Here is a 25,838-nt window from a genome sequence, read left to right on the forward strand (position 1 = left end):
ATCGCGCGCAAACTCCTGCGGATCGCGTACGGGGTATGGCGAACAGGTCAACCCTTTGATCCAGAGAAATTGCGACCTACGACTGCTTGACCGAGACCATAGAATCTCGTCCGCCTTCGGCTCCCTTCGGTTTCCGTCGGGCGCATCTAAACGCCCCGCCCACCCCAGGCCCACGCCACACCGGGCTCGAGTTGCTTGAGCTTTACGGGAGCTGGGGCGGCTTGAGTTCTTAAGGTTCTTGCACACACTTGAGAGGAAGAGAAGCATCTTGCGGGGCCCGCCCCCGGGCGGCCGCGCGGGCGGCCTTCGTGGGCTTACGCTGCGTCTTGCGTCGAAGCGATGACGCTTCGCGCGTAGCTGCTCCTGCGCCAGGTGTCTGACACCCTGGCGAAATTTGCGTCATGCCAAGTCCGACTCCCAAAGGTGTCAGACTGAGCTAACCCGGGTTTTCCGGACACTCGTAAAAGTAGACAATACTTGAAGGAGGTGTCCCATGGATAAATCCACTCCCGACGGCAAGCCCGACGATGCCGAGCGCCAGCGCTATAGCCGAGAGTTCAAGATCGAGGCGGTCCGCCAACTGGAAGAAGGTAAGGTCAGTGGCGTCCAGCTGGCGCTGATGCTCGGCGTCAAGCGTTCGATCCTTTACCGATGGAAGAAGGAACTGGCCACGCACGGGCCCGATGTTTCGTTCCCCGGTACGGGTAAAGTGCGCACTGACGAGCAGGCTGAGATCCGACGTCTCAAGCGCGAGTTGGCTCAAGTTACTGAAGAGCGGGACATCCTAAAAAAAGCGGCAGCGTACTTTGCGCGGGAACTGCCGTGAGGTACGCCTTTGTGCAGGCTCATCAGCAGCAGTTCCGAGTCGCACGGCTATGCCGAGCTTTGCATGTGAGTCGCAGCGGATACTACGACTGGCTGCGCCGAGTACCTTCGGCACGACAGCAAGAGGACGTAAAGCTGCTCGCCGCCATTGAACAGGCTCATCGTGCCTACCGACAAGCGTATGGCGCAGAGAAGACTTGGCGTGCACTTAATGCCAATGGCATCGCTTGTGGCAAGCATCGCATAGCGAGGCTGCGGCGTCAGGCCGGCATCGAGGCGCTGCGCAAGCAGCGTTTCCGCCGCCTCAAGAAGCACTCGTTGCTAGACCCGGCGCCTAACCATCTTCAACGTCAATTCACCGTGAACTGCCCAAACAAGGTCTGGGTGGGCGATATCACGGTGATACCAACGCGGGTGGGTTGGTTGTACCTCGCAGTGTTGTTGGACCTTTACTCCAGATCCGTAATTGGCTGGAGCATGGCTGAAAAGGCAGATCGCAGCTTGTTGATTCATGCGCTCGAGATGGCTCTTGCTCGGCGCAACCCCGCACCAGGCTTGATGCACCACAGCGATCGCGGCGCCCAGTACAGTTCTGCGGAGTACCGACGGTTACTGACCGAAAACGGGGTGACCATCAGCATGAGCGCGACGGGCGACCCCTATGACAATGCCGTCGCGGAAAGCTTCTTCAGCAATCTGAAAAATGAGTTGACGCATCATCAAGTCTTCCAGAGCCGGGAACACGCGCGACTGGCGATCTTCAACTACATAGAGGTCTTTTACAACCGCCAACGACTGCACCAGGGGCTAGGCTATAAAACCCCAGCCCAGGTCGAGGCCAATGTGTCCTAACCAAACTGTCCGAGAAATCCGGGTTAGCTCAGACACCGGCAGCGATGACGCTTCGCGCGTAGCTGCTTCTGCGTCAGGCGTCTGATACCGGCAACGGCAGACGTTCTCGCCTACCTCAAGCGGCGCGTCCCCAATCGCCACTTGAACTCCAGTGCCCGATGGGCGGCGCGAACAGGTCGGCAGGTTGTGGCGAATCGTCGCGGCGCCGCCCATCACCGCCCCACCCTCCGTGACGGCGGACCATTAGCAAACCAATCCCCGCCAGCGCGAAGCGCACCCCGCCACGACGCCCCACCAACCCAATGCCGGGTTGCCGCCGCCCGGGCGGCAGCAACCCGGCGGCCCCGCAGATCTCCTTCCCTGACCACAGGTCTTGTAGCGCCCCAAACCAAAGACCCTCGTAGCACGGCGTCGTGGTCACCGGGGAGGCGAGCGCCGTCGATGCGCCCGAGGGAATCTGAAGGCAGTCGCCGAAGGCGACAACGAAGATGACGAAGGGGGAGTCCGGAGCGAAGGCTCCGGACCGCAATCGTGGGCGATCGCCTCCCCGGTGACCACGGCGTCGGGCGACCTACGGAAGCCACTGCGTCGGGCGACCCGCTGCGCCCTAAACCTCGGCCGACCTACAAACGTTGGTGCATACCAGGCAACACCGTGATCCCCTGAACGGACCTACCGCCCCGCCCCCCACGCTCCTACGATAAGACCCATCACCCCACCAAGGACAAACCATGTCAAAGCTCACAAAATTCGTCTTGCCCTTCATCGCCACAGCGACGTTGCTCAGCCAGCCCACCCAAGCCGCCTCCCATCACGCCCAAGCCACCCCCAAGCCAACCGACCCCATCGTCACCGAAGTAATGACAAAGGCCCTTCCCGACATCCCCGGCAAGGAAGCCCTGATGCTCGTCGTCGACTACCCGCCCGGCGGCGCCGACCCCGTCCACCGCCACGACGCCTCCGCCTTCGTCTACGTCCTGGAAGGCACGATCGTCATGCAGGTCAAGGGCGGCAAGGAAGTCACGCTCAAGCCCGGCCAGACCTTCTATGAAGGCCCCGAAGACATCCACACCGTCGGCCGCAACGCCAGCCAGACCGAGCCGGCCAAGTTCGTGGTCGTCCTCATCAAGAAGCAAGGCGCGCCCGCTCTGACACCAGTCAAATAGGGACGCCGGGCGGACCCCGCCCTTCAGAACGCCAGCAGGCCTTCCCAAAGCGGAAGGCCTTCTTTTTTTTGCGCCCCATGTCACAAGATTGCGGCGCGCGCCGTCTTAGCTGTAGGATCAACCCACTTGCGGCGCCGCCACCATGTCGACACCCTACCCTCCCTCCTCCGACACCCCTTCGAACGGACCGGATTCCCTGGCCGACAGCTTTGCCACCAGCTATGCCGGTGTCATGGCTTTCATTGCCGTCGCCGCCGAGGGCAACTTTGCCAAGGCGGGCGACCGGCTCGGCATCGGCCGCTCTGCCGTCAGCCGCAGCGTCCAGAAGCTCGAAGACCAGCTTGGCACCCGCCTCTTCGTGCGCACCACGCGCAGCACCTCGCTCACGCCCGAGGGCCAGCGTTTTTACGAACAATGCCACCCCGGCGTCGAGCGCATCATCCAGGCCCTGGACGACATGCGCGATCTGCGCGAAGGCCCGCCGTCGGGCCAGCTTCGGGTGTGCGCCACCGTGGGTTTCGGCCGCAAGGTCGTTGCCCCGCTGCTCATGGGGTTTCGTGAGGCCAATCCCGGTATCTCGGTCGAACTGCTGCTGGACGACGGCCCCACCGACTTCACCACCGACCGGGTTGACGTCTCCTTCCGCAACGGCCGCATGGAAGACAGCCAGGTGATCGCCAAAAAGATCATCCCGATGCAGATGATGCTGTGCGCCTCGCCCGCCTATGCCGCCGCGCACGGCCTGCCCACCAGCGTCGACGACATCGCCGATCATGCCTGCGTGAACTTCAAGCTGGCGTCGGGCCGCGTTTTCGAGTGGGAATTCAAGGTGGCCGGCCAGCTGCGCAAGGTGGCGCCGCCGGGCATGCTGACGTTCAACGATGCCGACCTGGTGCTGCAATCAGTGCTGGATGGTCACGGCATTGCGCAGATGGCCGCTTACCAGGTCTGCGACCACCTGCGCGCCGGCACGCTGGTCGCCTGCCTGCCGCAATATGCGCCCGAGGACCGCGGCCATTACCTTTGTTTCCTGAGCCGCCAGCACTTGCCGGCGCGCATGCGCGTGTTCATCGATTACATGACCGAACACATCCGCGCAATGGACCTGCAGATACTGGACAGCCTGCTGGCGAAGCAGGCGTGAAGAAAGACGCGCTACTGCGTCAGCGCGACCACGCTTTCAATGCCGCCCTGCGCCATCTTGGAATACGGACAGAGGCGTTCCGTATTGCGCACCAGTTCTTCGGCAAGGGCCTTCTCCAGGCCGGGCAGGTGGATGTTGACGTCGGCGGTCAGCGCAAACAAGCCATCGACCGGATCTCGCCCGAACGAAATGGTGGCCGTGACCGAGGCTTCGGGAATCGACAGGCCCGACCGCTCGGCCAGCATGCTCAACGCGCCATGGAAACACGCCGCATAGCCGGCGGCAAACAGCTGTTCGGGGTTGGTGCCCCCGCCCGTGCCGCCCAGCTCCACCGGCAGCCGCAATTCCACGATCAGTTCGCCATCGTCCGAGATGGCAATGCCGGAGGCGCGCCCGTGCGCGGCCTCCCCGCCGCGCACCGTCACGCTGGTGGTGTACAGGGGACGGAAGTCGCCGCCCCGGTACTTGTCCAGGAGGCTTTGGGGAGGAGGCCGCAGTTTGCTCATGTGGGTCCTTGTGCCCGCCGCTACTTTCTTGCGCCCGAACGGCTGAACCAGGTTTCGAAGTCGATCTTGCCCAGGCGGGGGCCGGATCCCGGCACCAGCGTGTCGTCGTCGAGCAGCGCGCCAAAGTAGCGCACGCCGGCGTCCGCCTGCACGGTGCGAGTGTCCCCGATTCTACCCATGTACCGTTGCGCCAGTTCCGACAGCCTGACCTTTTCGGGACCGGCGATCTCCACGATGCCGTTCACGGGCGCGCCCAGCGTGGCGTCGGCCATGGCGAGCGCCACGTCGTCGGACGCGATGGGCTGCACGTAGGCGGACGACAGCCGCACTTCCTCGCCCTGCGTGCCGGACTGCACGATGCCGCCCAGGAACTCGAAGAACTGGGTGCTATGGACGATGGTGTACGGAATGCCCGCCGCCTCGATCAGATCTTCCTGCGCGATCTTGCCGCGGAAGTAACCGCTTTCGGCCAGGCGGCGGGTGCCGACGACCGACAGCGCGACGTGATGACGCACGCCGGCGCGCTTCTCGGCGGCCAGCAGGTTGCGGCCCGAGGTCTGGAAGAATTCCAGCACGGCCTTGTCTTCGAAGGACGGCGAGTTGGCGACGTCGACCACCACGTCAACGCCGGCCAGGGCCGCATCCAGGCCTTCGCCCGTGATGGTGTTCACGCCGGTCGCGGGCGAGGCGGCAATGGCCTCATGACCGCGTTCCGTAAGCAGCTTGACGAGCTTGGAGCCGATCAGGCCCGTGCCGCCGATGACGAGGATTTTCATGATCGTTCCTTAGTTGAATTGGGCCTTGTCCAGCCCGTATGCCTTGTCGGCGGAGCCCGGCACCGTCTGGAAGCCCACGTTCAGGCGGTTCCAGCCGTTGATGGCCATGATGGCAAAGCTGAGGTCCGAGATTTCCTTTTCGGACAGTTCACCGCGCACGCGCTCGTACACCTCGGTCGGCACGCCGTGAACGCCCAGCGTGGTCAGCGCTTCGGTCCAGGCCAGGCATGCACGCTCGCGCGCCGAGAACTGGTTCGATTCGCGCCAGATGGCGACGTGATGCAGGCGCAGTTCGCGTTCACCCGCAATCTTGGCCTGCTTGATGTGCATGTCCAGGCAGAACGCGCAGCCATTGATCTGCGAGGCGCGAATGTCGACCAGGGTCAGGATGGACTCCTCGATCGCGCCGGCCTTGGCCAGCATGCTGAATTCGACAAATTTCTTGAACAGTTCGGGCGACTGGGCAAAGGCGTTGAGACGTTGGCTCATGGTGACTCCTGGGTGGGTTGGGCGCTGCCCCGATGGGGTTATCGGGTTTTGCGCTGGCTTGTTCGACGCCCAAATCGTAGGCCGGCGCGCAGCGCGGCAGTAGCCCCGGCGCAGGGACCACGATGTTGCCGCAATGACAACAATCGCCCCGCGCGATCACCCCGAAAATACCCAGGCAATCAAGGCTCGCGCCCGGAAATCACCATGAACAGAAACGTTATCTCGATGCAGGACATCCATTACTTCGTGGAAGTCGCCAAGCGCGGCAAGCTGTCCGCCACCGCCGCCGAACTCGGCCTGCCCGTGGCTACGCTGTCCCGGCGCTTGACACAGCTTGAGCAGACGCTGGGGTACAAGCTGCTGAACCGCACCACCCGCAGCGTCAGTCTGACCGCGATCGGCCAGCAGTATTTCGACCAATGCGCGACGCATGTCCAAGCCGCCCTGTCCGCGCACGAAAGCATCCATTCCGGCCTTAACCATCTGGCCGGCACCCTGCGCGTGTCGGTGATGCCGGGACTGACCATGATCCTGCCGGCGGTGCTGAAGGACTGCGCGAAACCTATCCGCAGATCTCCTTCGAGGTGGAGCTAGGCTCGGCCGGCGCCGCCCGCAGCGGCCATCCCTTCGACCTGATGCTGCGCACGGGAGAGCTCGAGGATTCCGCGCTGATCCAGAAACACGTGGCGCAGGTGCAGTGGATTCTCGTGGCGGCCCGCAGCTATCTGGACCGCTTCGGGCGTCCGACCTGCCCGGAAGACCTGGGCCTGCACGAGCGCATCGTCACGGGCGGCCTGCCGGACTGGACGCTGGGGGAAGGCGAAAGCCTGCTGAATGTTCGCGGACCGACCCACATCGGCACCAACAGTGCGGCGCTGGGCGTGCAGCTGGCCACCGCCGGGCTGGGGATCGCCTGGATGCCCAGCCATCAGGCGCTGTCGCAAACGCTGCAGGAACTGGCGCTGGAACAGATCCTGCCCGATTGGAAACTGCCGCCCGCCACCATCTACGCCCTATCCGACAACCGCGTGACGCCGGCGCGGGCCAAGGTGTTTCTGGATACGCTGCAACGGCATTTGCGGGTGAATTAGGCCCTGCCCGCCTACCCCAGCAGATTCTCCCTGACGTGCACCAGATGCCGCCGCACGGCCGCCATGGCGCGGTCCGCGTCGCGGTCGTGCAGCGCCTCGACGATCTCGCGGTGCTCGACCTGATATGCCGCGCGCCGCTCGGGCGTCAGGCTCTTGCGCTTGAGTGCGCCCCACGTCGCCTGCGAGCGCGCCGCGGTCATCAGCGCAAACACCTTTTCGATGAAGAGGTTGTGCGTGGCCGTGGCCATCAGTTCGTGCAGTTTCGCGTCCCAGACTTCGAATTGTTCAAAGCTGGCCGCGGCCTCCGCTTCATCACAGGCGTTCTGCATTGCGGCGAAGTCCGCCGGCGTGCCGTGCTGCACGACCAGCGCCGCGATGGCCGGCTCCAGCACCAGCCGCGCCGCCATCAGTTCGGCCGGACTGGTGGACAGCACCTCGCCGCGCAGCAGCGCCTCGGTCTGCGCCAGCGCCGAGGGCGGGTTGGCGTAGGTGCCGCTGCCCACGCGCTGCGAAATCAGGCCCTCTTCCTTCAATTGCGTCAGCGTCCGGCGCACGGTTGACCGGCTGATGCCGAATTGCTCGCTCAACGCGCGTTCGGTCGGCAGGCGGTCGCCCGGCGCCCATTCGCCCGACTGCAGGTTTTCGATGATGACCGCCCGCATGGCGGAGGCTTTGTCCATGGATACTCCCGGATGATGACGCCGCGAATGATACCAAAACAGACCAATAAATTCTTTTCATCCGCGAATTAGCCGATTCGCCAAGGCACGATTTTGGTTTATCCTGCCCAGCACCAGCAATTGGGCCTGAGAATCGGCCGATTGGTATCTTTTGGTATGTCATCACGGGCGGCCCCGGCCGCCGTAGGAGCAAGCATGAAAATCGCGGTATTTCGAATCAACGGCGAGCGGCGCGTGGGCGTGGTGTCGGACGAGGGCGGCACGGTCACCGCGCTGGATTTCCCGCCCCAACTTGCGGCAGCCGGCGCGCTGACGGCGGTGCAATGGCTGGCCGAGGGCCGCGCCCTACCCGCGCAAACGGGTCCGGCCTATCGCTGGGATCAGGTCGAGCACGAAGCGCCCCTGCCCGCGCAGCCGCGCAACCTGTTCTGCGTCGGCCGCAACTACCACGCGCATGCCAAGGAACTGCGCGATTCCGTGTTCAAGGACAACGACGCCAATCCGGAATCCTGGCCCATCGTTTTCACCAAGGTGCCGCAGACCGTGGTCGGCCCCTGGTCCGACGTGACGCTGCCCACCGGCATTTCCGACAAGATCGACTACGAGGCCGAACTGGCCGTCGTCATCGGCAAAGGCGGCCGCAACATTTCGCGCGCCGAAGCCATGAGCCACGTCATTGCCTACACCGTCGTCAATGACGTCACCGCGCGCGACGTGCAGATGCGCCACCAGCAGTGGGACCTGGGCAAGTCGTTCGATACCTTCTGCCCCATGGGTCCGTGGCTGGTCACCGCCGACGAACTGGACGGCCGCCAGACGCGCGTGCGCTGCTGGGTCAATGGCGAACTGCGCCAGGACGGCAACACGGAAGACCTGATCTTCGACATCCCCACGCTGATCGAGACCTGCTCGCGCGGCATCACTCTGTACCCCGGCGACGTCATCGCCACCGGCACGCCCGCGGGCGTGGGCCAGGGCCTGAACCCGCCGCAGTTCCTCAAGCACGGAGACGTCGTCCGGATCGAAATCGACGGCATTGGACGCATCGAAAACCGATTCGTCTGACGCCCGCGTAAACGAGCGCCGGTCACAAGAAACCGGCGCCGCGCAGCAAAAAACCTAAGGAGTGAGACATGAACCTGCGCTGCAAGCATGTAGCCAGACGGGCGGCCGCGGCCGCCTTGCTATGCCTCGGGGCCACGGCCGCGACGGCCGCCGGGTATCCCGAGCGGCCCGTCACGATGGTGGTGCCCTTCCCGCCCGGCGGCGTCGCGGACACCATCGCCCGGCCGCTGGCGCAGGCCCTGGGCGACAAGCTGGGCCAGCCCATCGTCATCGAAAACAAGGGCGGCGCGGGCGGCGCCATCGGCATTGGCCAGGCGGGCCGCGCCAAGCCCGACGGCTACACGCTGTTGCTGAGCCTGTCGTCGATCTCCATCCTGCCCGCCGCAGACCGCCTGCTGGAACGCAAGCCGGCCTATCAGCTCGACCAGTTCGTGCCGATCGCCCGCATCACGGCCGACCCGACAGTGCTGGTCGTGCGCGCGGACGCGCCATACAAGACGCTGGACGAGTTCATCGACGCCGCTAAAAAACAGGGCGGCAAGCTGAGCTACGGCAGTTCGGGCATCTACGGCACGATGCACGTGCCGATGGAAATGCTGCAGAACGCCGCGGGCGTCAAGATGATGCACGTGCCGTTCACGGGCGCAGGTCCCGCGGTGCAGGCGCTCGTCGGCGGCCAGGTCGACGCGCTGGCAACCGGTCCGTCCAGCGTCATGCAGCTGATCCAGGCTGGTCGCGTGCGGCCGCTGGCGCATTGGGGCGACGGCAAGCTGGACAGCCTGCCCGACGTGCCGTCGCTGACGTCCAAGGGCTACGACGCCAGCTTCGTGCAGTGGTCTGGCGTCTTCGCGCTGGCCGGCACCCCGCCCGCCGTCATCGACAAGCTGCGCCAGGCCGTCAAGCAGATTGCGGCCGACCCGGCCGTGCAGGCGCGCATTGCGGGCACCGGCAGCCCGATGCAGTACCTGGACGCGCCGGCATTCGACGACTACTGGAAAAAGGATTCGGCCTCGTTGGAAGTGGCCGTCAAGCGGATCGGCAAGGTCGAATGACTGACGCTTGAGCCATGCACACGCAAGGGGGGCATCGCGCCCCCCTTTCGCATTTACTGCACCGTCTCCCGCGCCGCCGCCTGGCGCGCCAGCGCCTTGCGGTCCACCTTGCCCACCGCGTTCTCGGGCAGCCGGTCGATCCAGCAGACGTCGCGCGGCACATAGATCCGGCCCAGCCGCGCCAGCACCTCGGCCTGTATCGCGGCCGCATCCGGCGCGGTTTCGCCATTGCGTTGCACGAAGATCACCGGCGTCTCGCCCAGGTCATCGTCCGGCGCCCCCACCACGCAGCAGGCCGCGATGCCCGGCATTCCGGTGACCACGCCTTCGATCAGCGCGGGCGAGATGTTCTCGCCGCCCCGGATGATCACGTCCTTGATGCGGCCGGTGATGGTCAGGTAGCCCTGCGCGTCAAAGCGGCCCAGGTCGCCGGTGCGCAGCAGCCGGGGCGCGCCCGCGTCCGCGCTGTCCACACCCAGATAGCCCAGCATCAGGCTGTCGCCCGCGATGCAGATCTCTCCTTCCGCGCCGGCCGGCGCCACGCTGCCATCGGGCAAGCGCAGGGTTACGTCCTGTCCTTGCAGCACCGTCCCGACCGATCCCACGCGCCGCGCATCGGGCGGATTCATCGTGGACGTGCAGGTGGCCTCAGATAGCCCATAAGACACGACGAGCGGACACCCAAGAAAGGCTTCGATCCGCCGATGCAAGGCCTCGGTGATGGGCGCCGATCCGCACCGCGCAAAACGCAGCACGGCGAGGCTGTCCGGATCGAACGTCAGTTCCAGCATGCGCGCATACATCGTCGGCACGCCGGTGATGATCGTGGGCCTGAAAGCGTCCAGCAGACCGGGCATGTCCTGCGCGCGGAACCGGCCGGCCAGCGCCACACTGGCGCCGGCCAACAGCGGCGTGAAAATCTGGTTGTTCAGCGCGTTGGTGTGATGCAGTGGCATGACGTGCAGCAGGCGATCCGAAGGCGTCAGCCCCGTGTGCGCCAGCACGCCGCGCGCGTTGTTGACCAGGCCTTGATGGGAAAGCAGCACACCCTTCGGATTTCCCGTGCTGCCCGACGTGAAGAGCAGCAGCCCCGGCGCCTGCGGCGCAATGTCCGCGCCCGCCCAGTCCGGGGTATTCGACGCCACATTCGACGCCACCTTGGCGGCATCCAGCACGCGAGCTTCCGGCAGGCCGCAGGCGCTGGCCGTGGCGGCGTTGTCGGCGTCCGCCAGCATCCACGTCAAGCCCACCGCCGCCACGCGCCGCGCGGTTTCCTCGACCGACAGCCGCGGCTCGAGCGGACACGGACAAGCGCCCGCCGCCATGACGCCCAATAGGGAAACCACCTGCGCCAGCGAGCGCTCCATCGCCACGCCGACGTAATCGCCCGGCGCGACGCCGGCGGCGCGCAGGCCACCCGCTGCCTGTCCCACGCGGCGGCGCAGGTCCGCGTAGCTGACCGTTTCCTCGGCGGTCACCAGCGCAGGGCGCGCTGCCCATTCTGGCTGGTCCCACAAGCGCGCAAACGCCGCCACGATCGTGGCATCGGCAATCGTCATGATTACTCCCCCTGTACCGAGCTCGTTGATGCGTGGCGCTGTCAGCGCAATGCGACGGCGGCGTCGCGTTCGAACTGTCCGTCGGCATCCAGCTCGCGCAAGGCGCGCGCTTCCTGCTCGGTCGGCGGTTCGGTCGGGCCCGCGCCGCTGGCGTCGAACTCGAAGCCGGTGCGTTCGCGTACTTCAGACAGGCTGGACTCCGGATGCCACGACTGCAGGGCCAGCCGGCCGTCGCGCTTGATGAACACCGCAATCGGCGTCACCACGCCATGAAAACCGCCCCACGACGTCATGAAGTCCAGCGTGGGCACGAACGTGCGGCGCGAATGCTCGGTGCGCCAGGTGCAGGCGCGCTTGGCCGTGGGCAGCATCACCGCCCCGCCGCCCCCGCCCGGCAGCCGGACCTTGGGTTCATGCCAGTCGCCGATGCACGAGTTGTTGGCGCAGCCCGCGCCGTCAATCTGCGCGGCGCCCAGAAAGGTCAGGTCCATGCGGCCGCGCGTGCACAGGTCGTAGAAATCTTCGTTGGAAAAGATCGACGCGGTGTGCTCGGCCAGCACCGGATCCGAACTGGACAACGGAATGTGCGACGGCCGCGGGTTCACGCCGCCCGCCACGTTGATGTACACGAAGTCCCAGTCGTACGCGCGCTTGGCCAGCAGGCACGCCAGCATCGGCATAGTGGAATTCACGCCGCTGAAGGTGATTTCGTCAGGACGGATGAATCGCGCCAGATTGGTGACGATGTACGAAAAGCCCGACCATTGCTCAGCCATGATTCCCCTCCCGCGCTTCGGGCGCCGCGGCCATATGCGCGCGCAGATCGCTGTTCTTGTCCATGTAGGTTTCCACCGCCGGATAGTCGATGGCGTAATCGGGCCAGCACGAACCCGGCCACGCGCCCTGCGGCACGACCGCGAAGGCTTGCACCATGAAATACGGCACCAGCGTGGACTCGGGCTGCGCCTCGAACACGGCGCTGTCCACCTGCTTTTCGGCCACGACCAGCACGCTGCCCGCGGCGCGCGACATGATGCGGTCCCAGTGCGCCGTGCCCTGCACGCGCACGTTGCCCAGCGCATCCACTTCGGACGCCTGGATCACGGCGAAGTCCGGCCGTATCGCCGGCACCACCCAGGTCTTCTCGCCGCTGCCGTACGGATCGTCCAGGCATTTCCAGCCGTTCAGCTCCGGCAAACCGCTGCCATGCAGACCGCCGCAGGGCTGGAACGGCACGCCAAAGGCCGCCGCGCGCAGCCCGGCCGTCAGGCTGGCGCAAGCGTGTTCCTCAAGTTCGATCTCGTGGCGCTCCACGGCGCGCCGATACCACGGCGCCAGCCCGAAGTTGCCTTCCATCGCGACGATGCCCGCGCGTACGCGGCGCAGCACGCCCGCGCGGCACAGGATGTCCACGTCATAGCCCGGCGACTGCTTGATCAGTTCAAGATCGCGCTTTTCCTGGCGGATCAGTTCGCGCACGAAGGCGAACGGTCCGCGGTGCAGAAAGCTGCCGCCCAGCGCGATGGACGCCCCGTTGGGCACCAGCGCCGCCAGTTCCTGCAGGCTGCACTGCTTGTTCTTCTGGTTGAATCCTGAAGCCATTGTCTTCCTCCTGCTTGATGGGACGCGCCTAGCGCGCCTGCAGATACGCCGCCACGCGGTCCTTCAGGCCGGGCGCCGCCGCCGAACGCACCAGCCGCGCCAGATCCGTGTCGGGCGTCTCCTGCGACAGGGCCGCGTAGAGCTGCGTGCGGCTCGCGTCGGTCAGCGCGCTCGCCGTTTCCAGCGCAGCCTCGCTGATCTGCGGCCATTCCTGCGGCGTGGCCAATCGGCTGACGAAGCCATCGCGCAACCCGTCTTCGGCGTTGAAGGTGGCGGCCTGTTCAAGAATCGTGCGCGCGCGCTCCGCGCCCACCAGCGACGCGAAACGCCGCGTGCCCAGCACCAGGCCAAACTTCAACCCGGGCATGCGGAACGTCGCGTCCGGCGCGCTGATGCGCCACTTGCACGCGCCGAACACATCCACGCCCGCGCCGAAATTGCGCCCATGCGCCAGCGCCACCGTCAGGCACGGCGAGGCCGCCAGCCGCTGCAGCAGCGTCTCGATCCGCACGAAGCGCAGCAGCAGATCGCCTTCGCTCTGCGTCTGCCAATCGCCAAAGTCAAAGCCCGCGCTGAAGTTCTTGCCCTCGCCTTGCAACACGATGACCTGGGCACGTGCGCCCTCGGCCTCGTCCAGCGCGGCGATCAGCGCCTCGACCAGGTCGGCCGACAGCGCATTCATCTTTTCGGGGCGCGCCAGCGTCAGCACGTGGCGCGGCCCTTGCTGGTCGATACGCAGGACGCTCATTGCTTGCCTCCCTTGGCAGACACGCGCAGCGGTCCCAGCACCTCGTCGTTGTGCTCGCCCAGCGCGGGCGGCCGGCGGCGCAGCGCCGTGGTCTCGCCGTCAAACCGCACAGGCAGGCCAAACGTGCGGGTCTGCACGCCATTGGGCAGCTCCAGCGCCTGCACCCAGCCCATGTGCTCGACCTGCGGATCGGCCAGCACCTCCGAATACGTGTTGATCGGCGCGCACGGTACGCCGGCCGCGCGAAAGCGTGCCAGCCAGTCCTGTGCTTCGTGCTCAGCGAAGATCGCTTCCAGGATGTCGCGCAGCGCCGTCTGATTGCGAGCGCGGGCGCTGGTATCGGTAAAGCGCGGATCGCCCAGCAGGTCTTCACGCTCCACCGTCGCGCACACGGCCTTCCACAACGCCTGGTTGCCCGCGGCCATGCCGAAGTATCCGTTCTTGCAGCGAAACGCCTGATACGGCGCATTGCGCGGATGGGCCGATCCCAGCTTGACCGGATCCTTGCCGCTGCCGAAGAACTCGGACGTCTGCAAGGCGGCGATGCCCAGCGTGGCGCCCAGCATCGGCACGTCGATGTGCGTGCCCTGCCCGCTGGCCTGCGCCGCGCGCAGCGCCGATGCGATGGCGAACGCGCCGTACAGTCCCGCGGAAAAGTCCGCCAGCGGCACGCCGCATTTGACCGGTTCGCCGCCGGGCTCGCCGGTGACGCTCATGATGCCGCTCATGGCCTGGATGGTCAGGTCAAAGCCGCCTTCCTGAGCGCGCGGTCCCGACTGGCCGTACGCCGAGATCGAGCAGTACACCAACCGGGGATTGGCCTCGCGCAGTTGCACGTAGCCCAGGCCCAACCGCTCCATCACGCCCGGCCGGTTGTTTTCGATGAGCACATCGGCGCGCAAGGCCAATTCGCGCGCCAAGGCCAGATCGCCGGGGTCCTTCAGGTTCAACGTCACCGACCGCTTGTTGCGGTTGAGCGAGGCGAAGTTCTCGCTGTAGCCGTCCGAGATGGGCGGCCAGCTGCGCAGCGTATCGCCGCCTTCCGGGTTCTCCACCTTGATCACGTCCGCGCCCATGTCCGCCAACAACATGCCGCAAAAGGGTCCCGCCGCGACGTTGCAAATCTCCAGCACCGTAATGCCGGTTAGCGCCGAACTGGGTGTCATGTCTGACCTCTCGTTATGAAAATTCAATATTTGGGATGCGGAAAACAGTATAAGACGCGGCCTTCAACGATGGCATCATCCAGACGCGCCGCCCGGGAAAGCCGCTGGTGTCCGGGCGAATCCTAGTGCAATCCCTAGGTGCCGCGGTTAATTGTTGACCAGCATAGCACCGTGTGGAATTCTAGGTAAACCATTTATTGAAACGTCAATCCTAATATTCAGGATTCACAAAAGAGGACTGCAGCGGCCCCGGCGCCCCGCAATCGCGAACCGCCTCCGTCGCATGCTGGCCCGTCCACCGAGGAGAGTTGCATGAGACTGTCGTGGCGTATTGCCCTGGCCAGCACGGTGCTGGCGCTGTCGGCCAACCCCGCATCGGCCGACAACTGGCCGACCAAACCCGTCCGCATGGTGGTGCCGTTTCCGCCGGGCGGCGCAACCGATGCGGCCGCGCGCATCTATGCGCAGCATCTGGGAGACTTCCTGGGACAGAGCGTGGTCGTCGAGAACAAGGCCGGCGCGGGCGGCGAGATCGGCGCCGAATTTGTCGCCAAGTCCGCAGGCGACGGCTACACCCTGCTGATGGGCGCAGTCGGCAGCCATGCCATCCACGCCGCCATGCCCGACAAGCCGGGCTACGACTTCGGCACGGCATTCGTTGGCGTGTCCATGGCCACCAGCATGCCGATGGCGGTGGCCGTGAACAGCAGCAAGATTCCAGCCAGGAACGTGCAGGAACTCATCGCTCTGGCCAAGAGCAAACCCGGATCTATCACCTTCGGGTCAGCCGGACCCGGCACTTCGCAGCACATGGCCGGCGAGCTCTTCCAGGCGGTCACCGGCACGCGGCTCATGCACGTGCCTTACCGCGGCAGCGGTCCCGCCATTACGGATCTTCTGGGCGGCCAGATCGACATGGTGATCGAAACCCTGCCTGCGCTGCTGCCGCAGGTCGCCAGCGGCAAGATCCGGCTGCTGGGCGTCACGACGGCCAAGCGCGCCACCGCGTTGCCCGACCTGCCGACGCTGGCGGAACAGGGGGTGAAGGATTATTCGGTTGCCACCACGTATGCCCTGCTTGCGCCGGCAGGCACCCCGCCCGCGGTCGTGGACAGGCTGTCGGACGGCATGCAAAAGGCCGCGGCGATGGAATCCGTGCAGCAGGCCGCGCTGAAGCTGGGCGCCGACGCCATCGCCACCTCGCCCGCCGACACCAGCGGGATGCTCAAGCAGGAAGTCGCGCGCTGGGCCGACGTGGTGCGTCTGTCGGCGGCGAAATGACGCGCGCCACCGCACTGGCCCAGCCGGCCACCTCCGAACTCGCCATTGTCGGCGGCGGCTCGGTTGGCGTCAGCTTCCTGTATCAGTTCCTGTTGGCGCTGCAAGCCGCGCCGGCCGTGCGCCCGCCGACGGTCCATCTCTTCGAACCGCAGGCCGACCCCGGTCCGGGCGGCGCGTACCAGGACGACCTGCGCAGCAACCTGCTCAACATTCCCGCAGGCAACATGTCCGCGCGCGCCGACCATCGGCTGGACTTCGTCGACTGGCTGCGCGAACAGGATGCGGACTGGCTGCACGGCTACGGCGTCACGGCCATCGACCCTGCCGACTTCCTGCCGCGTCCGCTGTTCGGCGCCTACATGCGCGCGGTTTACGAGCGCTGCCGCCGGCTGGCCGAAACGCTGGGCGTGACGCTGGCGCATGTGCCTGACCGCGTGCACCTGGTGGTCCCGCAGCCTGATGGCCGTGTGCACGTCCAGTCCGATCATGGCGTGCCGATCGCGGCGCGCCACGTCGTGTTGTGCAACGGCAACCTGCCTTCGCAGGCGTTTCCTGCGCTGGATGGCGTGGCAGGCTACTTCAACAGCCCGTATCCGGTGTCGGCGCTGGCACAAGCCATCGCGCCCGATGCGTCCGTGTGCGTCGTCGGCACCAGCCTGAGCGCCGTGGACGCCGTGGCTGCATTGCAGCAGGCCGGACACCGCGGCCCCATTCTGTGCGTCTCGCGCAACGGGCGGCTGCCATCGGTGCGCAGTCCGCACAACCGTGCGCCCGGCACGCTGCAACAGCTGAGCGCCGACGGCGCGCTCCAACTGGCGGCTCGGCATGGCGGCGCGCTGACGCTGGACGTCATCTGGCAGGCGCTGCGGGACGAGGTGATGGCGTTGCACGGCTCGCTGGACGACGACGATGTGTTGGGCATCGACGGCGACGCGCGTGCCGCCTTGGATGATGAAATCCGCCGGTCGGCCACGGCGCCGCGTCCGTGGCAGGCGGTGGCCGCCGCCACCAATGGGGCGGTGGAACGGATCTGGCATCTGCTGCCGGACACCGAACGGCGCCGCTTCCAGTCGACTTGGCGTTCGCTATGGATGGCTCGGCGCGCGACCTTCCCGATGCGCAACGCCTTGAAGTTGCAGGCATTGTTCGGCGCCAAGCAGCTCCACGTTGCCGCCGGCTTTGCCGGCTGCGATCACGATCCGGCCACCGGCCTGTTCCGCACACGGCTGCGCACGGCAGGTGAGCACGTCGAACACACAAGCCAGTATCTGATCAATGCCACGAGTTTTTCCGTGGATGCGCAGCGCACGGCCGATCCGCTGGTGTCCCAGTTGCTGCGCGACGGTCACGCGCAGGCCGATCCGCATGGCGGCCTGGCGCTGGACTACGGCACCGGCTGCCTGAAGAACGCCGGTGGCCACATCGTGGCGGGCGTCTCGGTGCTGGGCAGCCTGGCAGGCGGCACGTACTTCTGGACCACGTCCATGGACGTAAATGCCCGGCTGGCGCGCGATCAGGCCGAACGGATCGCGGCCACCCTGCGCGCCGCGCCCGCTACTGATCCAGAAATCCCCGGCGATATCCCATCCCCTGAGAGATGGACTGCGCACAGGCCGCCACATCCGGCGCAAGCTGCTTCATCCTAGCGGCGCTCAGACGATCCAGCGGCCCTGAAATGCCGACCGCGGCCACGGGCTGGTCCAGGCTGTTGAACACGGTCACGGCCAGCCCGCCCACCCCTTCACGCCATTCGCCGCGATTGATCGCGTAGCCGGCACGCGCGATTCTACGCAGTTCGTCTTTCAAGAGCGGCATGGACACGATGGTGGACGGCGTGTGCCGCACCATCTGCTCCGCGTAGCGTTCGACGTAGCCTTCGGGCTGGTAGGCCAGGAGCGCCTTGCCGGTCGCCACCGCGTAGGCGGGCGCGCGGCCGCCCACCATGGAGTACGCGCGAATGGGCTGCGGGCTGTCGATCTTGTCCACGTACACCACGTCAAAGCCGTCCAGCACCGACAGGTGCACGGTCTCGCCGGTCTGGTCCGCCAGCGTGCGCATGTAGGGCGCGGCCAGCTTGCGCACGTCCAGTTGCGCCAACTGCCTCGCCGCCAGTTCAAACAGGCGCACGGCCCCGCGGTATCCGCCGCCGTCGTCGTCCTTGATGACGTAGCCGGCGTGAATCAGCGTCTGCAGGGTGCGATGCGTATTGCTGCGGGTCAGGCCCACGCGCGCGGCCAGCGCGTCGATGGTGCGCGGCGGATTGTCCACATCGGTCACCGCTTCCAGCACCATCAGCCCTTTAAGCAGCGTCTTGTCCATTCGTGATTTTTCCTAATATTTAGGACGGGAACATAGCACGAGACACGCCGCGGGAACAGCGGATTTGCCGCAATGTCCGCGCTAGGCCAGCGTGGCGCGCACAGCGGCAGAGCGGTCCCACAAATTGGGCAGGGTGGGCGACGAATAGCCCGAGACGAATGGCTTGGCGACGCCGGTGACCGGGTCGTACACATGGCGCGACACGGCGCCGATGTTGCCGCCGTACAGATGCACGCTGATGGAGACGCGGTCGGGATACGCGTTGGACACCCGGTGGATGTCGCCCTCGGCCGGCGACAGGCGCTCCACATCGCCGGGCCGCAGCGTCGTGGGCTCGCCCGCCATGGCCAAACGCCCGTCGACGTCCCGCGTGAACCGCTGATTGATCTCCGAGCCGCGCAGCATGCCGACATAGCCCCAGACCTCGTGATCGTGCACGGGCGTCAACTGGCCGGGTCCCCAGACAAAGCTCACCAGCGAGAAGCGCTCCAGCGGATCGCAGTGCAGCAGGTACTGCTGATAGAACTGCGGGTGCGGGGCGGTACAGGCTTCGGGCAGCCAATCGTCGTGGCTCACCAGGTCCGAGAACGCTGCCTCAAGTTCGGGGCTCTGGTCGAGCGCCTGCGGCGTGGCCAGCCGCGTCGCGGTGGCGATAAAGCGGCGCAGCCGTTCCAGGCCGGTGGTCGATTCAGGCATTGCAGGTCTCCAGGCGGGATCAAATCCCAGAATGAAAAAAGAGTATCCACGATTCAGGACGGCGACGCACGCGTCTGCCGCTTCCGGCTCGGCCGGACATCGCGCAACCACGCTTGACATCCCCGTGGCGGCGCGTGCAGCGTATCGGACTGTCTGCAAGGTTGGAAATGAAAAACACGCATCACGATATTCCGCCCCCGCTGGCGCAGGCGCTGCGCGACGCGCGCCGCGTCGTCGTCTTCACGGGCGCAGGGGTCTCCGCGGAAAGCGGCATCGCCACGTTCCGCGATGCCTTGACCGGGCTCTGGTCGCGCTTTGACGCACAGGCGCTCGCCACGCCGGAAGCCTTTCAAAAGCATCCCGACATCGTCTGGGGCTGGTACGAATGGCGGCGCGCGCAGGCCCTGCGCGCTTCGCCCAACGCCGCGCACCATGCCATCGCGACGCTCGCCCGCCATGTTCCCCAACTGACCGTCATCACGCAGAACGTGGACGACCTGCACGAGCGCGCGGGTAGCCGCGATGTCACGCATCTGCACGGCAGCCTGCATGCACCGCGCTGTTCGCGCTGCGGCGCCCCCCAGTCCTTTGCCACGGAAACACCGGAAGAACCCGATGCCGGCCGCCGCATCCCGCCGCCTGCCTGCACGGCTTGCGGCGCCCCGGTCCGGCCGGGCGTCGTCTGGTTCGGCGAAAGCCTGCCCGCGCAGGCCTGGCGCGACGCTACCGTTGCCGTGCAACAGTGCGACCTGCTGTTCAGCATCGGCACCTCGTCGCTCGTGTACCCCGCCGCAGAACTGCCCCAGCTGGCCATCGCAGGCGGCGCCACGGTCGTGCAGGTCAACCCGGCCGCGACGCCCCTGGACGGCCTGGCCCACCACAACCTGCGCGGCGCCGCGGCCGAAATGATGCCCAAGGTGCTTGCCGCAGCGAGGTTTGGTGAGGATCCGTCGTAACCGGATCACACGTCTATGACACTTGCGCCACACTCGCGGGGAAACCCTCACTTTCACCATTACAACCGCGCTATACAGTGGTGTAATGAGCTTCGCTTGTGGAGATGATCATTCCGTTTTCCTGGAGACTTCCCGACGTCTTCGTACGTTCGCCAGACGGTGTGCTGCACCGTGTGGTGCGTCACGCCACGACCACGGAAACCATCGCCCTGCTTGAAGGCATGCCAAGCAATACCCATCTGGATTGCGAATGCAAGCTCGATAACGGCGAAACGCTGTGCTGGGTGGGCAACGACGAATACCGCCAGTTGAATGGCGGCGCCGTCTTTCTCGCCGTCACCGCGCACACCACACCTCGAGGCGAGTCGCGGCACAGCGTCTCCGCCCCGAGCGATGAAAAGCCGGCCACCGCGCCGCGTGCCTCTCGCAAGACATTTGCCGGGGCTCAAGCGCGCCTGCCGCCCGCTGTAGTCAATCTAAAAACCGGCAACGATTGGAGCCTGATCCGCGCCTGGCGCGAGCACCTGAACATCAGCACTGCTGACATGGCTGCCCGGCTTGGCGTCGATCACTCCATCTATATCGATTTGGAACGGCCCCGCCCGCGGCCCAGGCAGGTCATTCTTGACCGCGTGTCCGAAGCCCTCGGCGTTTCGCCGGAACAACTCGATGATTCATTGTTAGGAGGACAGTTTCATTAGCGCAGCGCGCGACGGCATTGCCCCGCGCCCGCGCCATGAATTGTTCAAACGACTTTGGCGCCGACACCTGACGGCCCGCGCATGGAGGTATTGAATATGCTCGGCACCGCAAGACGATTGACCGACGTGCTCGCCACATCGCCGGATGGCACGTTGTATCGCATTGAACGCTTCGTTTCCGATCCTGGCGCATATTCCGCGCTGGGCACGCCACGCTTCGATCCAAAGACGCACTGCGTCTGCCGCACCAGTTCCGGTGAAAAGGTTGCGTGGCTGGGCGGCCAGACCTACCAGCTTCTCAAAAGCGGCACATCCCTGACCGCAGTGGACCGACGACGCGCCTGACAGCCGCCGCCAACGCATTCCACGACAGCCCGCCCCGACAGCCCGCCACTACCGCCCGAAACGCGTCACGACAAAATCCACGAATGTCGTGAGTTTCGGCGGAGCCTGGCGGTCCTTCGCATACAGCAGCGTGATGGGCCGGGCCACCGGCCAGTAAGGCTGCAGGATAGGCACCAAGCGGCCGGCGCGCACGTCGTCGGCCAGCAGCAACTCCGGCTGCAGCACGATGCCAAAGCCCGCCAGCGCGGCCTGCCGGAGCGCCTGCCCGTTGTTCGACACGAACCGCCCCGTCGGATACCCCATTTCTCCGCCCTCGTCCGTGCCAAGCCGCCAGCCGGTGCGCCGGCTCCAATGCGAGAAATCCAGGCACTGATGCCGGGACAGATCGCCCGGCACGGACGGGGTGCCGTAACGCGCTAGATACGCGGGCGCCGCGCAGATGATCATCTGGTAAAGGCCGATGCGGCGCGCCACCAGGCCGGAATCCGCAGGCTCGCCGATGCGCAGCGCCACATCGAAACGCGACGCCACCACGTCCTCCACCATGTCGCTTAGCGACAGCTCCACGCTGACGTCCGGGTAGATCGACAGGTACTCGGCGATCGCCGGCGCCAGCGCAAAGGATCCGAACGATACGGACGAGGTGATGCGCAGATGCCCGCGCGGCGTCGAGCGCAGCGCTTCGGCCCCCTGCTCTGCGTCGCGGATGTCGGCAAGGATTGTCTTGCAGCGCGCGAAGTAAGCCTGGCCCGCCTCCGTCAGACTCTGGCGCCGCGTCGTGCGGTTCATCAGCCGCAGCCCCAGCCGGTTTTTCAGGCCTTTGACATGCTTGGCCGCCATCGCAGGCGACATATCCAGCTGCGCTGCTGCGGCAGACAGGCTGCCCAGTTCCACCACCGCCACAAAGACTTCCATGCTGAGCAGGCGATCCATGGATTACACACTCCGAGTGTTGACTGATCCAACAATTCTAGGATTTTTCGGGCGGAATACGGCGCGCAGAATGCGTCCATGCGTCGGCGTCCTGCCGGCGCGCTTTATCGGCATTCCCGGAGAACCTCATGAAGATCATCCTCATCGGCGCAAGCGGCACCCTCGGAAGCGCGATCGCCCGCGAGCTGGGCCAGCGGCACGACATCATCACAGTGGGCAAGACCCGCGGCCAGTATCAGGTCGACGTGACCCGCAGCGACAGCATTCGCGACCTGTTTGAACGCGTGGGCAAGGTAGACGCGATCGTTTCCGCTACCGGCAGCCTGCATTTCGGGCCGCTTGCCGAGATGACGGCGGATCAGTTCAAGATCGGCCTGCATGACAAGCTGCTGGGCCAGGTCGACCTGGCGCTGATCGGCCAGCACTACGTCAACGCGGGCGGCTCGATCACGCTGACCAGCGGCATCCTGAGCGATGAACCCATCCGCTTTGGCGCCAATGCCGCCGCCGTGAACAGCGCCATCGACGGTTTCGTGCGTGGCGCGGCGGTAGAACTGCAAGGCGTCCGCATCAACGCAGTCAGCCCCACGGTCTTGGAAGAATCGCTGGACAACTATGGTCCGTACTTCCAGGGTTTCGAAGCCGCGCCGGCCAGCCGTGTCGCGCTGGCGTACAGCCGCAGCGTGGAAGGCGCGCAGACGGGGCGGGTGTATCGCGTGTGGTGATCGCGGGCGTCGCAGCTGCCAAGAATGCGCAAAATCTGCGACAAAAAACGCGGAGAAAAAAAAGCGGCTTGATGAATTCATCAAGCCGCTTTTCGCGTACGCATTGCTGCGTCTTTCTGGCTGAAACCATGCTGTGAAGCATGACCTCGAATAAGTTGGCGCGCCCGGCAGGATTCGAACCTACGACCCCCTGGTTCGTAGCCAGGTACTCTATCCAGCTGAGCTACGGGCGCCCCGAAAGAGGCGTGTTTATAACACGAAAGAATCGTGCCATGCAAATCGGCCCCGTTTAAATGGCGTACTGGCACAGACAGCGCCCTGGCCTTTGCGGGATGTCAATGAAACACACGGCCAGGCAGCAGTACGCTGAGTTCAACAAGAACACATCAGGCAGACAGCATGGCCAAGAAATTTCCCCTGCACCCCAAACATCCCGAACGCATCTGCTGGGGTTGCGACCGATACTGCTCCACCGATTCCATGGCCTGTGGCAACGGCTCGGGCCGCACCATGCACCCGGCGGAATCGCTCGGCGAAGATTGGTATCTATTCGGAGATTGGGGCTTCGATGAAGCGGACGACAAGCCGCAATCGAAAGAAAAGGAAGAGGCTGCGCATTGAAGCGATGGGGCTGTATTGGATGTATCGATGGGATGCGCAGTTATTGGATGCGCATCGGTGTGATGCCCCACCTATTGATGCCCACCTATTGATGCCCACCGATGTACCTCCACCAATTTGACGCGCAAAACAAAAAGGCCTTCGATTCAAGATCAAAGGCCTTTTCATTTTCTTTGCCGCTTTTACATCGCGGTGTTTAGACCGTGAAGTTTGGCGCGCCCGGCAGGATTCGAACCTACGACCCCCTGGTTCGTAGCCAGGTACTCTATCCAGCTGAGCTACGGGCGCTCCGGCAAAGAGGCAAAATTATATCAGAATAATCGTGCCATGTTTGTAGTGCAGTAAAACTTATCGCAGAACTTCTTGCGGCAACTTGTACTTCACTACGCCTGCTTTTTATTCCCTTTCCGGCAGGTCTGCGTAAAACGCAAACAACCCAAAAAAGAACTTGGCGCGCCCGGCAGGATTCGAACCTACGACCCCCTGGTTCGTAGCCAGGTACTCTATCCAGCTGAGCTACGGGCGCTTGAAAAAGCAAGCCTTGAATAATAGCGTTGTTTCACGCGTTGCGCAAGTCGGAAGGCGCGCGGATGTCTGCGTACAGCTTCCCGACAGCGGATGGTCACATCGATAGAACGTTGTCTCTTTAGCCTAGCGGCCGTTAACGATGCCGGCTGTCATCCGGCGATCTTCGTGACGCAATGACAGTGCGCCACGTCATCCGCAAGCTCAAGAGACCTTTCATGTCCGACAAAGACAAAAGCACTGGAGAACCTTCCCAGGACGCCCCCAGCACGACGCCGGTGCGCGCCACGCGCCGCGGCTTTCTGACCGGCATTGCCGCACTCGGCGCGAGCGCAGCCGCGATGGGCGCGCTGTCCGGATGCTCCAACGACGACGACGATGACAGTCCTGCGGCGCCCGCCCCAGCGCCTGCGCCCGAACCCACGCCCGCCCCTGCTCCTGACCTCACCACGCAGCTGCGCGACAACGTCAAAACGCTGGTGGTGATCTTTGCCGAGAACCGCAGCTTCAACAATCTGTTCGCCAACTTCCCCGGCGTGGAAAAGCCGCTGTCCGCGCTGACGCCGGCCGACTACACGCAGCTCGATCGCGACGGCACGCCGCTGCCCGTGCTGCCGCCGGTCTGGAACGGCATGGTGCCTACGTCGCAGCAGGCCAACCACATCACCTATCAGGTGGATCAGGCCGCGGCCTACATGAATAACCTGCCCAACGCGCCCTTCGCGTTGCAGGGACCGCAAGGCGAGCCGCTGCCGCAAGGGGTGGTGACGCGCGACCTCTGGCACGTGTTCTACCAGAACCAGATGCAGATCAACGGCGGCAAGAACGACAAGTTCGTCGCGTGGGCTGATTCCGGCGCGCTCGTCATGGGGCACTACAGCGATTCAGCGTACAACCTGCGGCTGTGGAAGCTGGCGCAGGAATTCGTGCTGTGCGACAACTTCTTCCAGGGCGCCTTTGGCGGTTCGTTCCTGAACCATCAGTACCTGGTCGCGGCGCGTCCGCCTTTCTATCCCGACGCCGCCACGTCGGTCGCCAAGACGCAGATCGCACAACTGCAAAGCGCGGACCCCACCGATCCGCGCCTGGAACCCAAGGCCACGTCACCCGCCAGCGCGCTGACCGGCATCCCGCAGTTCGGCGCCAGCGCGCTCACGCCCGACGGCTATGGCGTCAATACGATGGCCCCGCCATACTGGCCGTCGTTCAGCCGCGATGCCACCGATCCGACACTGGCGGATCCGGCCAGCCCGCAAACGATGGTTCCGCAAACGCACGCCAACATCGGTGATCTGATGAGCGCCAAAGGCCTGGACTGGGCCTGGTACGCCGGCGGTTGGAAAGCCGCCGTCGATTCGACGGCCAGCACGGGCTTTCCGTCGTCGCCGAACTTCCAGGCGCATCACCAGCCGTTCAACTATTTCAAGAGCACGGGGCCGGGCACGGCGGCCCGCACGGCGCACATCCGCGACGGCGGCCTGGGTGATCTCAATTCCACCAACAAATTCCTGGCCGACGCCGAAGCGGGCACGCTACCGCCGCTGACCTTTTACAAGCCGCAGGGCAACCTGAACATGCACGCGGGATACGCGGACGTGGACTCGGGTGATCGCCACATCGCGCACATCGTGGACAGCCTGAGGAAGAGCAAGCAGTGGGAGAACATGGTGGTGGTGATCACCGTGGACGAGAACGGCGGCTGGTGGGATCACGTTGCGCCGCCGCAAGGCGACCGTTGGGGCCCGGGCACGCGTATCCCGGCGGTGATCGTGTCACCCTTTGCCAAGAAGGGCACGGTGGACCACACGATCTACGACACGGGCTCCATCCTGCGTCTTGCCACGCGGCTCTTCGACCTGCCGATGCTCGATGGTTTGAAGGCGCGCGATGACGCCATGATGGCGCGAGGACAAGCGGCGATGGGCGATCTGACGAATGCGCTGACGTTCGGCGCCTGACGCGGGCTGGCGGGGCGGCGATTCGTCGGGCGGCGATTCGTCCGGCGAATCACCCTC

At 65.2% G+C, this 25,838-nt stretch carries 28 protein-coding genes and 3 tRNA genes; 16 read left to right on the top strand and 15 right to left on the bottom strand.

Translation table 11 applies throughout. The features are described from left to right. Positions 1-493 precede the first annotated feature (493 nt). From HV681_RS17180 to HV681_RS17195, 4 genes are all read left to right on the top strand, one after another. Positions 494-826, top strand: a complete 333-nt coding sequence (locus HV681_RS17180; protein WP_175124205.1) for a transposase — start codon at positions 494-496, stop codon at positions 824-826. A gap of 11 nt (positions 827-837) precedes the next feature. After that, the gene (locus HV681_RS17185) at positions 838-1,677 is read left to right on the top strand and encodes an IS3 family transposase (RefSeq protein ID WP_254595013.1); all 840 of its coding nucleotides are present in this window, start codon (positions 838-840) and stop codon (positions 1,675-1,677) included. A gap of 731 nt (positions 1,678-2,408) precedes the next feature. Further along, complete coding sequence (locus HV681_RS17190; protein ID WP_175124207.1) at positions 2,409-2,843, top strand: cupin domain-containing protein; 435 nt, start codon at positions 2,409-2,411, stop codon at positions 2,841-2,843. 142 nt (positions 2,844-2,985) lie between these two features. Beyond that, complete coding sequence (locus HV681_RS17195) at positions 2,986-3,987, top strand: LysR family transcriptional regulator (protein ID WP_175124208.1); 1,002 nt, start codon at positions 2,986-2,988, stop codon at positions 3,985-3,987. Positions 3,988-3,998: 11 nt separating this feature from the next. On the opposite strand, the gene HV681_RS17200 is transcribed toward HV681_RS17195, so the two are convergent. From HV681_RS17200 to HV681_RS17210, 3 genes are read right to left on the bottom strand one after another with little or no spacing between them, the layout of a single operon-like run. Beyond that, a complete protein-coding gene (locus tag HV681_RS17200) occupies positions 3,999-4,493 on the bottom strand; it encodes an Ohr family peroxiredoxin (protein WP_175124209.1) in 495 nt (164 codons plus the stop codon). Between the two features lie 20 nt (positions 4,494-4,513). Then, positions 4,514-5,269: an SDR family oxidoreductase gene (locus HV681_RS17205; RefSeq protein WP_175124210.1), complete on the bottom strand. Its 756-nt coding sequence runs from the start codon at positions 5,267-5,269 to the stop codon at positions 4,514-4,516. Positions 5,270-5,278: 9 nt separating this feature from the next. Next, positions 5,279-5,758, bottom strand: coding sequence for a carboxymuconolactone decarboxylase family protein (locus HV681_RS17210; protein ID WP_056563450.1), 480 nt, complete (start codon positions 5,756-5,758; stop codon positions 5,279-5,281). A 204-nt stretch (positions 5,759-5,962) separates the two neighbouring features. Here HV681_RS17210 and HV681_RS17215 point away from each other — a divergent pair, with 204 nt between their 5' ends. Then, complete coding sequence (locus HV681_RS17215) at positions 5,963-6,352, top strand: LysR family transcriptional regulator (RefSeq protein ID WP_175124211.1); 390 nt, start codon at positions 5,963-5,965, stop codon at positions 6,350-6,352. Then, positions 6,343-6,849, top strand: coding sequence for a LysR substrate-binding domain-containing protein (locus tag HV681_RS17220; RefSeq protein ID WP_175124212.1), 507 nt, complete (start codon positions 6,343-6,345; stop codon positions 6,847-6,849). The genes HV681_RS17215 and HV681_RS17220 overlap by 10 nt, the downstream gene beginning before the upstream one ends. An 11-nt stretch (positions 6,850-6,860) precedes the next feature. Here the strand turns inward: HV681_RS17220 and HV681_RS17225 are convergent, their stop codons facing one another. Then, complete coding sequence (locus tag HV681_RS17225; RefSeq protein ID WP_175124213.1) at positions 6,861-7,529, bottom strand: FadR/GntR family transcriptional regulator; 669 nt, start codon at positions 7,527-7,529, stop codon at positions 6,861-6,863. Positions 7,530-7,724: 195 nt separating this feature from the next. On the opposite strand from HV681_RS17225, the gene HV681_RS17230 reads away from it, so the two are divergent. Together HV681_RS17230 and HV681_RS17235 are read left to right on the top strand one after the other, a co-directional pair. Then, entirely contained in the window at positions 7,725-8,594 is an 870-nt protein-coding gene (locus HV681_RS17230; RefSeq protein WP_175124214.1) for a fumarylacetoacetate hydrolase family protein, read from the top strand. Between the two features lie 68 nt (positions 8,595-8,662). Next, complete coding sequence (locus tag HV681_RS17235) at positions 8,663-9,646, top strand: tripartite tricarboxylate transporter substrate binding protein (RefSeq protein ID WP_175124215.1); 984 nt, start codon at positions 8,663-8,665, stop codon at positions 9,644-9,646. Between the two features lie 53 nt (positions 9,647-9,699). On the opposite strand, the gene HV681_RS17240 is transcribed toward HV681_RS17235, so the two are convergent. The 5 genes from HV681_RS17240 to HV681_RS17260 are packed head-to-tail and all read right to left on the bottom strand — an operon-like array spanning position 9,700 to position 14,721. After that, positions 9,700-11,205: a class I adenylate-forming enzyme family protein gene (locus HV681_RS17240; protein ID WP_175124216.1), complete on the bottom strand. Its 1,506-nt coding sequence runs from the start codon at positions 11,203-11,205 to the stop codon at positions 9,700-9,702. 41 nt (positions 11,206-11,246) lie between these two features. Next, on the bottom strand, positions 11,247-11,981 hold the full coding sequence (locus tag HV681_RS17245) for a CoA-transferase subunit beta (RefSeq protein WP_175124217.1): 735 nt from the start codon (positions 11,979-11,981) through the stop codon (positions 11,247-11,249). Then, positions 11,974-12,807 carry a CoA transferase subunit A gene (locus tag HV681_RS17250; protein WP_175124218.1) on the bottom strand — a complete coding sequence of 278 codons (834 nt, stop codon included), beginning with the start codon at positions 12,805-12,807 and terminating at the stop codon, positions 11,974-11,976. The genes HV681_RS17245 and HV681_RS17250 overlap by 8 nt, the downstream gene beginning before the upstream one ends. Before the next feature lie 28 nt (positions 12,808-12,835). Further along, positions 12,836-13,555: an enoyl-CoA hydratase/isomerase family protein gene (locus tag HV681_RS17255; RefSeq protein ID WP_175124219.1), complete on the bottom strand. Its 720-nt coding sequence runs from the start codon at positions 13,553-13,555 to the stop codon at positions 12,836-12,838. Continuing rightward, entirely contained in the window at positions 13,552-14,721 is a 1,170-nt protein-coding gene (locus tag HV681_RS17260) for a CaiB/BaiF CoA transferase family protein (RefSeq protein WP_175124220.1), read from the bottom strand. Before HV681_RS17260 ends, HV681_RS17255 begins: the two co-directional genes overlap by 4 nt. 312 nt (positions 14,722-15,033) lie before the next feature. Here HV681_RS17260 and HV681_RS17265 point away from each other — a divergent pair, with 312 nt between their 5' ends. Both HV681_RS17265 and HV681_RS17270 read left to right on the top strand, forming a co-directional pair. Further along, positions 15,034-16,002, top strand: coding sequence for a Bug family tripartite tricarboxylate transporter substrate binding protein (locus tag HV681_RS17265; protein WP_175124221.1), 969 nt, complete (start codon positions 15,034-15,036; stop codon positions 16,000-16,002). Next, entirely contained in the window at positions 15,999-17,648 is a 1,650-nt protein-coding gene (locus tag HV681_RS17270) for an FAD/NAD(P)-binding protein (protein WP_175124222.1), read from the top strand. Before HV681_RS17265 ends, HV681_RS17270 begins: the two co-directional genes overlap by 4 nt. Here HV681_RS17270 and HV681_RS17275 read toward each other — a convergent pair. Continuing rightward, entirely contained in the window at positions 17,557-18,321 is a 765-nt protein-coding gene (locus HV681_RS17275; RefSeq protein WP_175124223.1) for an IclR family transcriptional regulator, read from the bottom strand. The two genes, HV681_RS17270 and HV681_RS17275, sit on opposite strands and share 92 nt — an antisense overlap. A gap of 81 nt (positions 18,322-18,402) precedes the next feature. Next, the gene (locus HV681_RS17280; RefSeq protein ID WP_175124224.1) at positions 18,403-19,017 is read right to left on the bottom strand and encodes a cysteine dioxygenase family protein; all 615 of its coding nucleotides are present in this window, start codon (positions 19,015-19,017) and stop codon (positions 18,403-18,405) included. A 167-nt stretch (positions 19,018-19,184) separates the two neighbouring features. Here HV681_RS17280 and HV681_RS17285 point away from each other — a divergent pair, with 167 nt between their 5' ends. The 3 genes from HV681_RS17285 to HV681_RS17295 all read left to right on the top strand — a co-directional run bounded on the left by HV681_RS17285 (position 19,185) and on the right by HV681_RS17295 (position 21,019). Beyond that, positions 19,185-19,973: an SIR2 family NAD-dependent protein deacylase gene (locus tag HV681_RS17285; RefSeq protein WP_175124225.1), complete on the top strand. Its 789-nt coding sequence runs from the start codon at positions 19,185-19,187 to the stop codon at positions 19,971-19,973. Between the two features lie 98 nt (positions 19,974-20,071). Continuing rightward, complete coding sequence (locus HV681_RS17290; RefSeq protein WP_175124226.1) at positions 20,072-20,674, top strand: helix-turn-helix domain-containing protein; 603 nt, start codon at positions 20,072-20,074, stop codon at positions 20,672-20,674. 96 nt (positions 20,675-20,770) lie between these two features. Beyond that, the gene (locus tag HV681_RS17295; RefSeq protein ID WP_175124227.1) at positions 20,771-21,019 is read left to right on the top strand and encodes a hypothetical protein; all 249 of its coding nucleotides are present in this window, start codon (positions 20,771-20,773) and stop codon (positions 21,017-21,019) included. A 48-nt stretch (positions 21,020-21,067) separates the two neighbouring features. Here HV681_RS17295 and HV681_RS17300 read toward each other — a convergent pair whose 3' ends face one another. Further along, positions 21,068-21,952 carry a LysR family transcriptional regulator gene (locus tag HV681_RS17300; protein WP_175124228.1) on the bottom strand — a complete coding sequence of 295 codons (885 nt, stop codon included), beginning with the start codon at positions 21,950-21,952 and terminating at the stop codon, positions 21,068-21,070. 128 nt (positions 21,953-22,080) lie between these two features. Here HV681_RS17300 and HV681_RS17305 point away from each other — a divergent pair, with 128 nt between their 5' ends. Next, positions 22,081-22,677 (top strand): short chain dehydrogenase, encoded by a 597-nt coding sequence (locus HV681_RS17305; RefSeq protein ID WP_175124229.1) that lies wholly within the window; start codon positions 22,081-22,083, stop codon positions 22,675-22,677. 156 nt (positions 22,678-22,833) lie between these two features. Here HV681_RS17305 and HV681_RS17310 read toward each other — a convergent pair. Continuing rightward, positions 22,834-22,910 (bottom strand) — tRNA-Arg (locus tag HV681_RS17310). 166 nt (positions 22,911-23,076) lie between these two features. On the opposite strand from HV681_RS17310, the gene HV681_RS17315 reads away from it, so the two are divergent. After that, positions 23,077-23,298 carry a DUF3079 domain-containing protein gene (locus tag HV681_RS17315; RefSeq protein ID WP_175124230.1) on the top strand — a complete coding sequence of 74 codons (222 nt, stop codon included), beginning with the start codon at positions 23,077-23,079 and terminating at the stop codon, positions 23,296-23,298. A 211-nt stretch (positions 23,299-23,509) separates the two neighbouring features. On the opposite strand, the gene HV681_RS17320 is transcribed toward HV681_RS17315, so the two are convergent. Continuing rightward, positions 23,510-23,586 (bottom strand) — tRNA-Arg (locus tag HV681_RS17320). Positions 23,587-23,747: 161 nt separating this feature from the next. Beyond that, positions 23,748-23,824, bottom strand: a tRNA-Arg gene (locus HV681_RS17325). Between the two features lie 217 nt (positions 23,825-24,041). Here HV681_RS17325 and acpA point away from each other — a divergent pair. Beyond that, a complete protein-coding gene (acpA, locus tag HV681_RS17330) occupies positions 24,042-25,781 on the top strand; it encodes an acid phosphatase (RefSeq protein ID WP_175124231.1) in 1,740 nt (579 codons plus the stop codon). Positions 25,782-25,838 lie beyond the last annotated feature (57 nt).

The organism is Achromobacter animicus, from assembly GCF_902859585.1.
Lineage (GTDB): Bacteria > Pseudomonadota > Gammaproteobacteria > Burkholderiales > Burkholderiaceae_B > Achromobacter > Achromobacter animicus.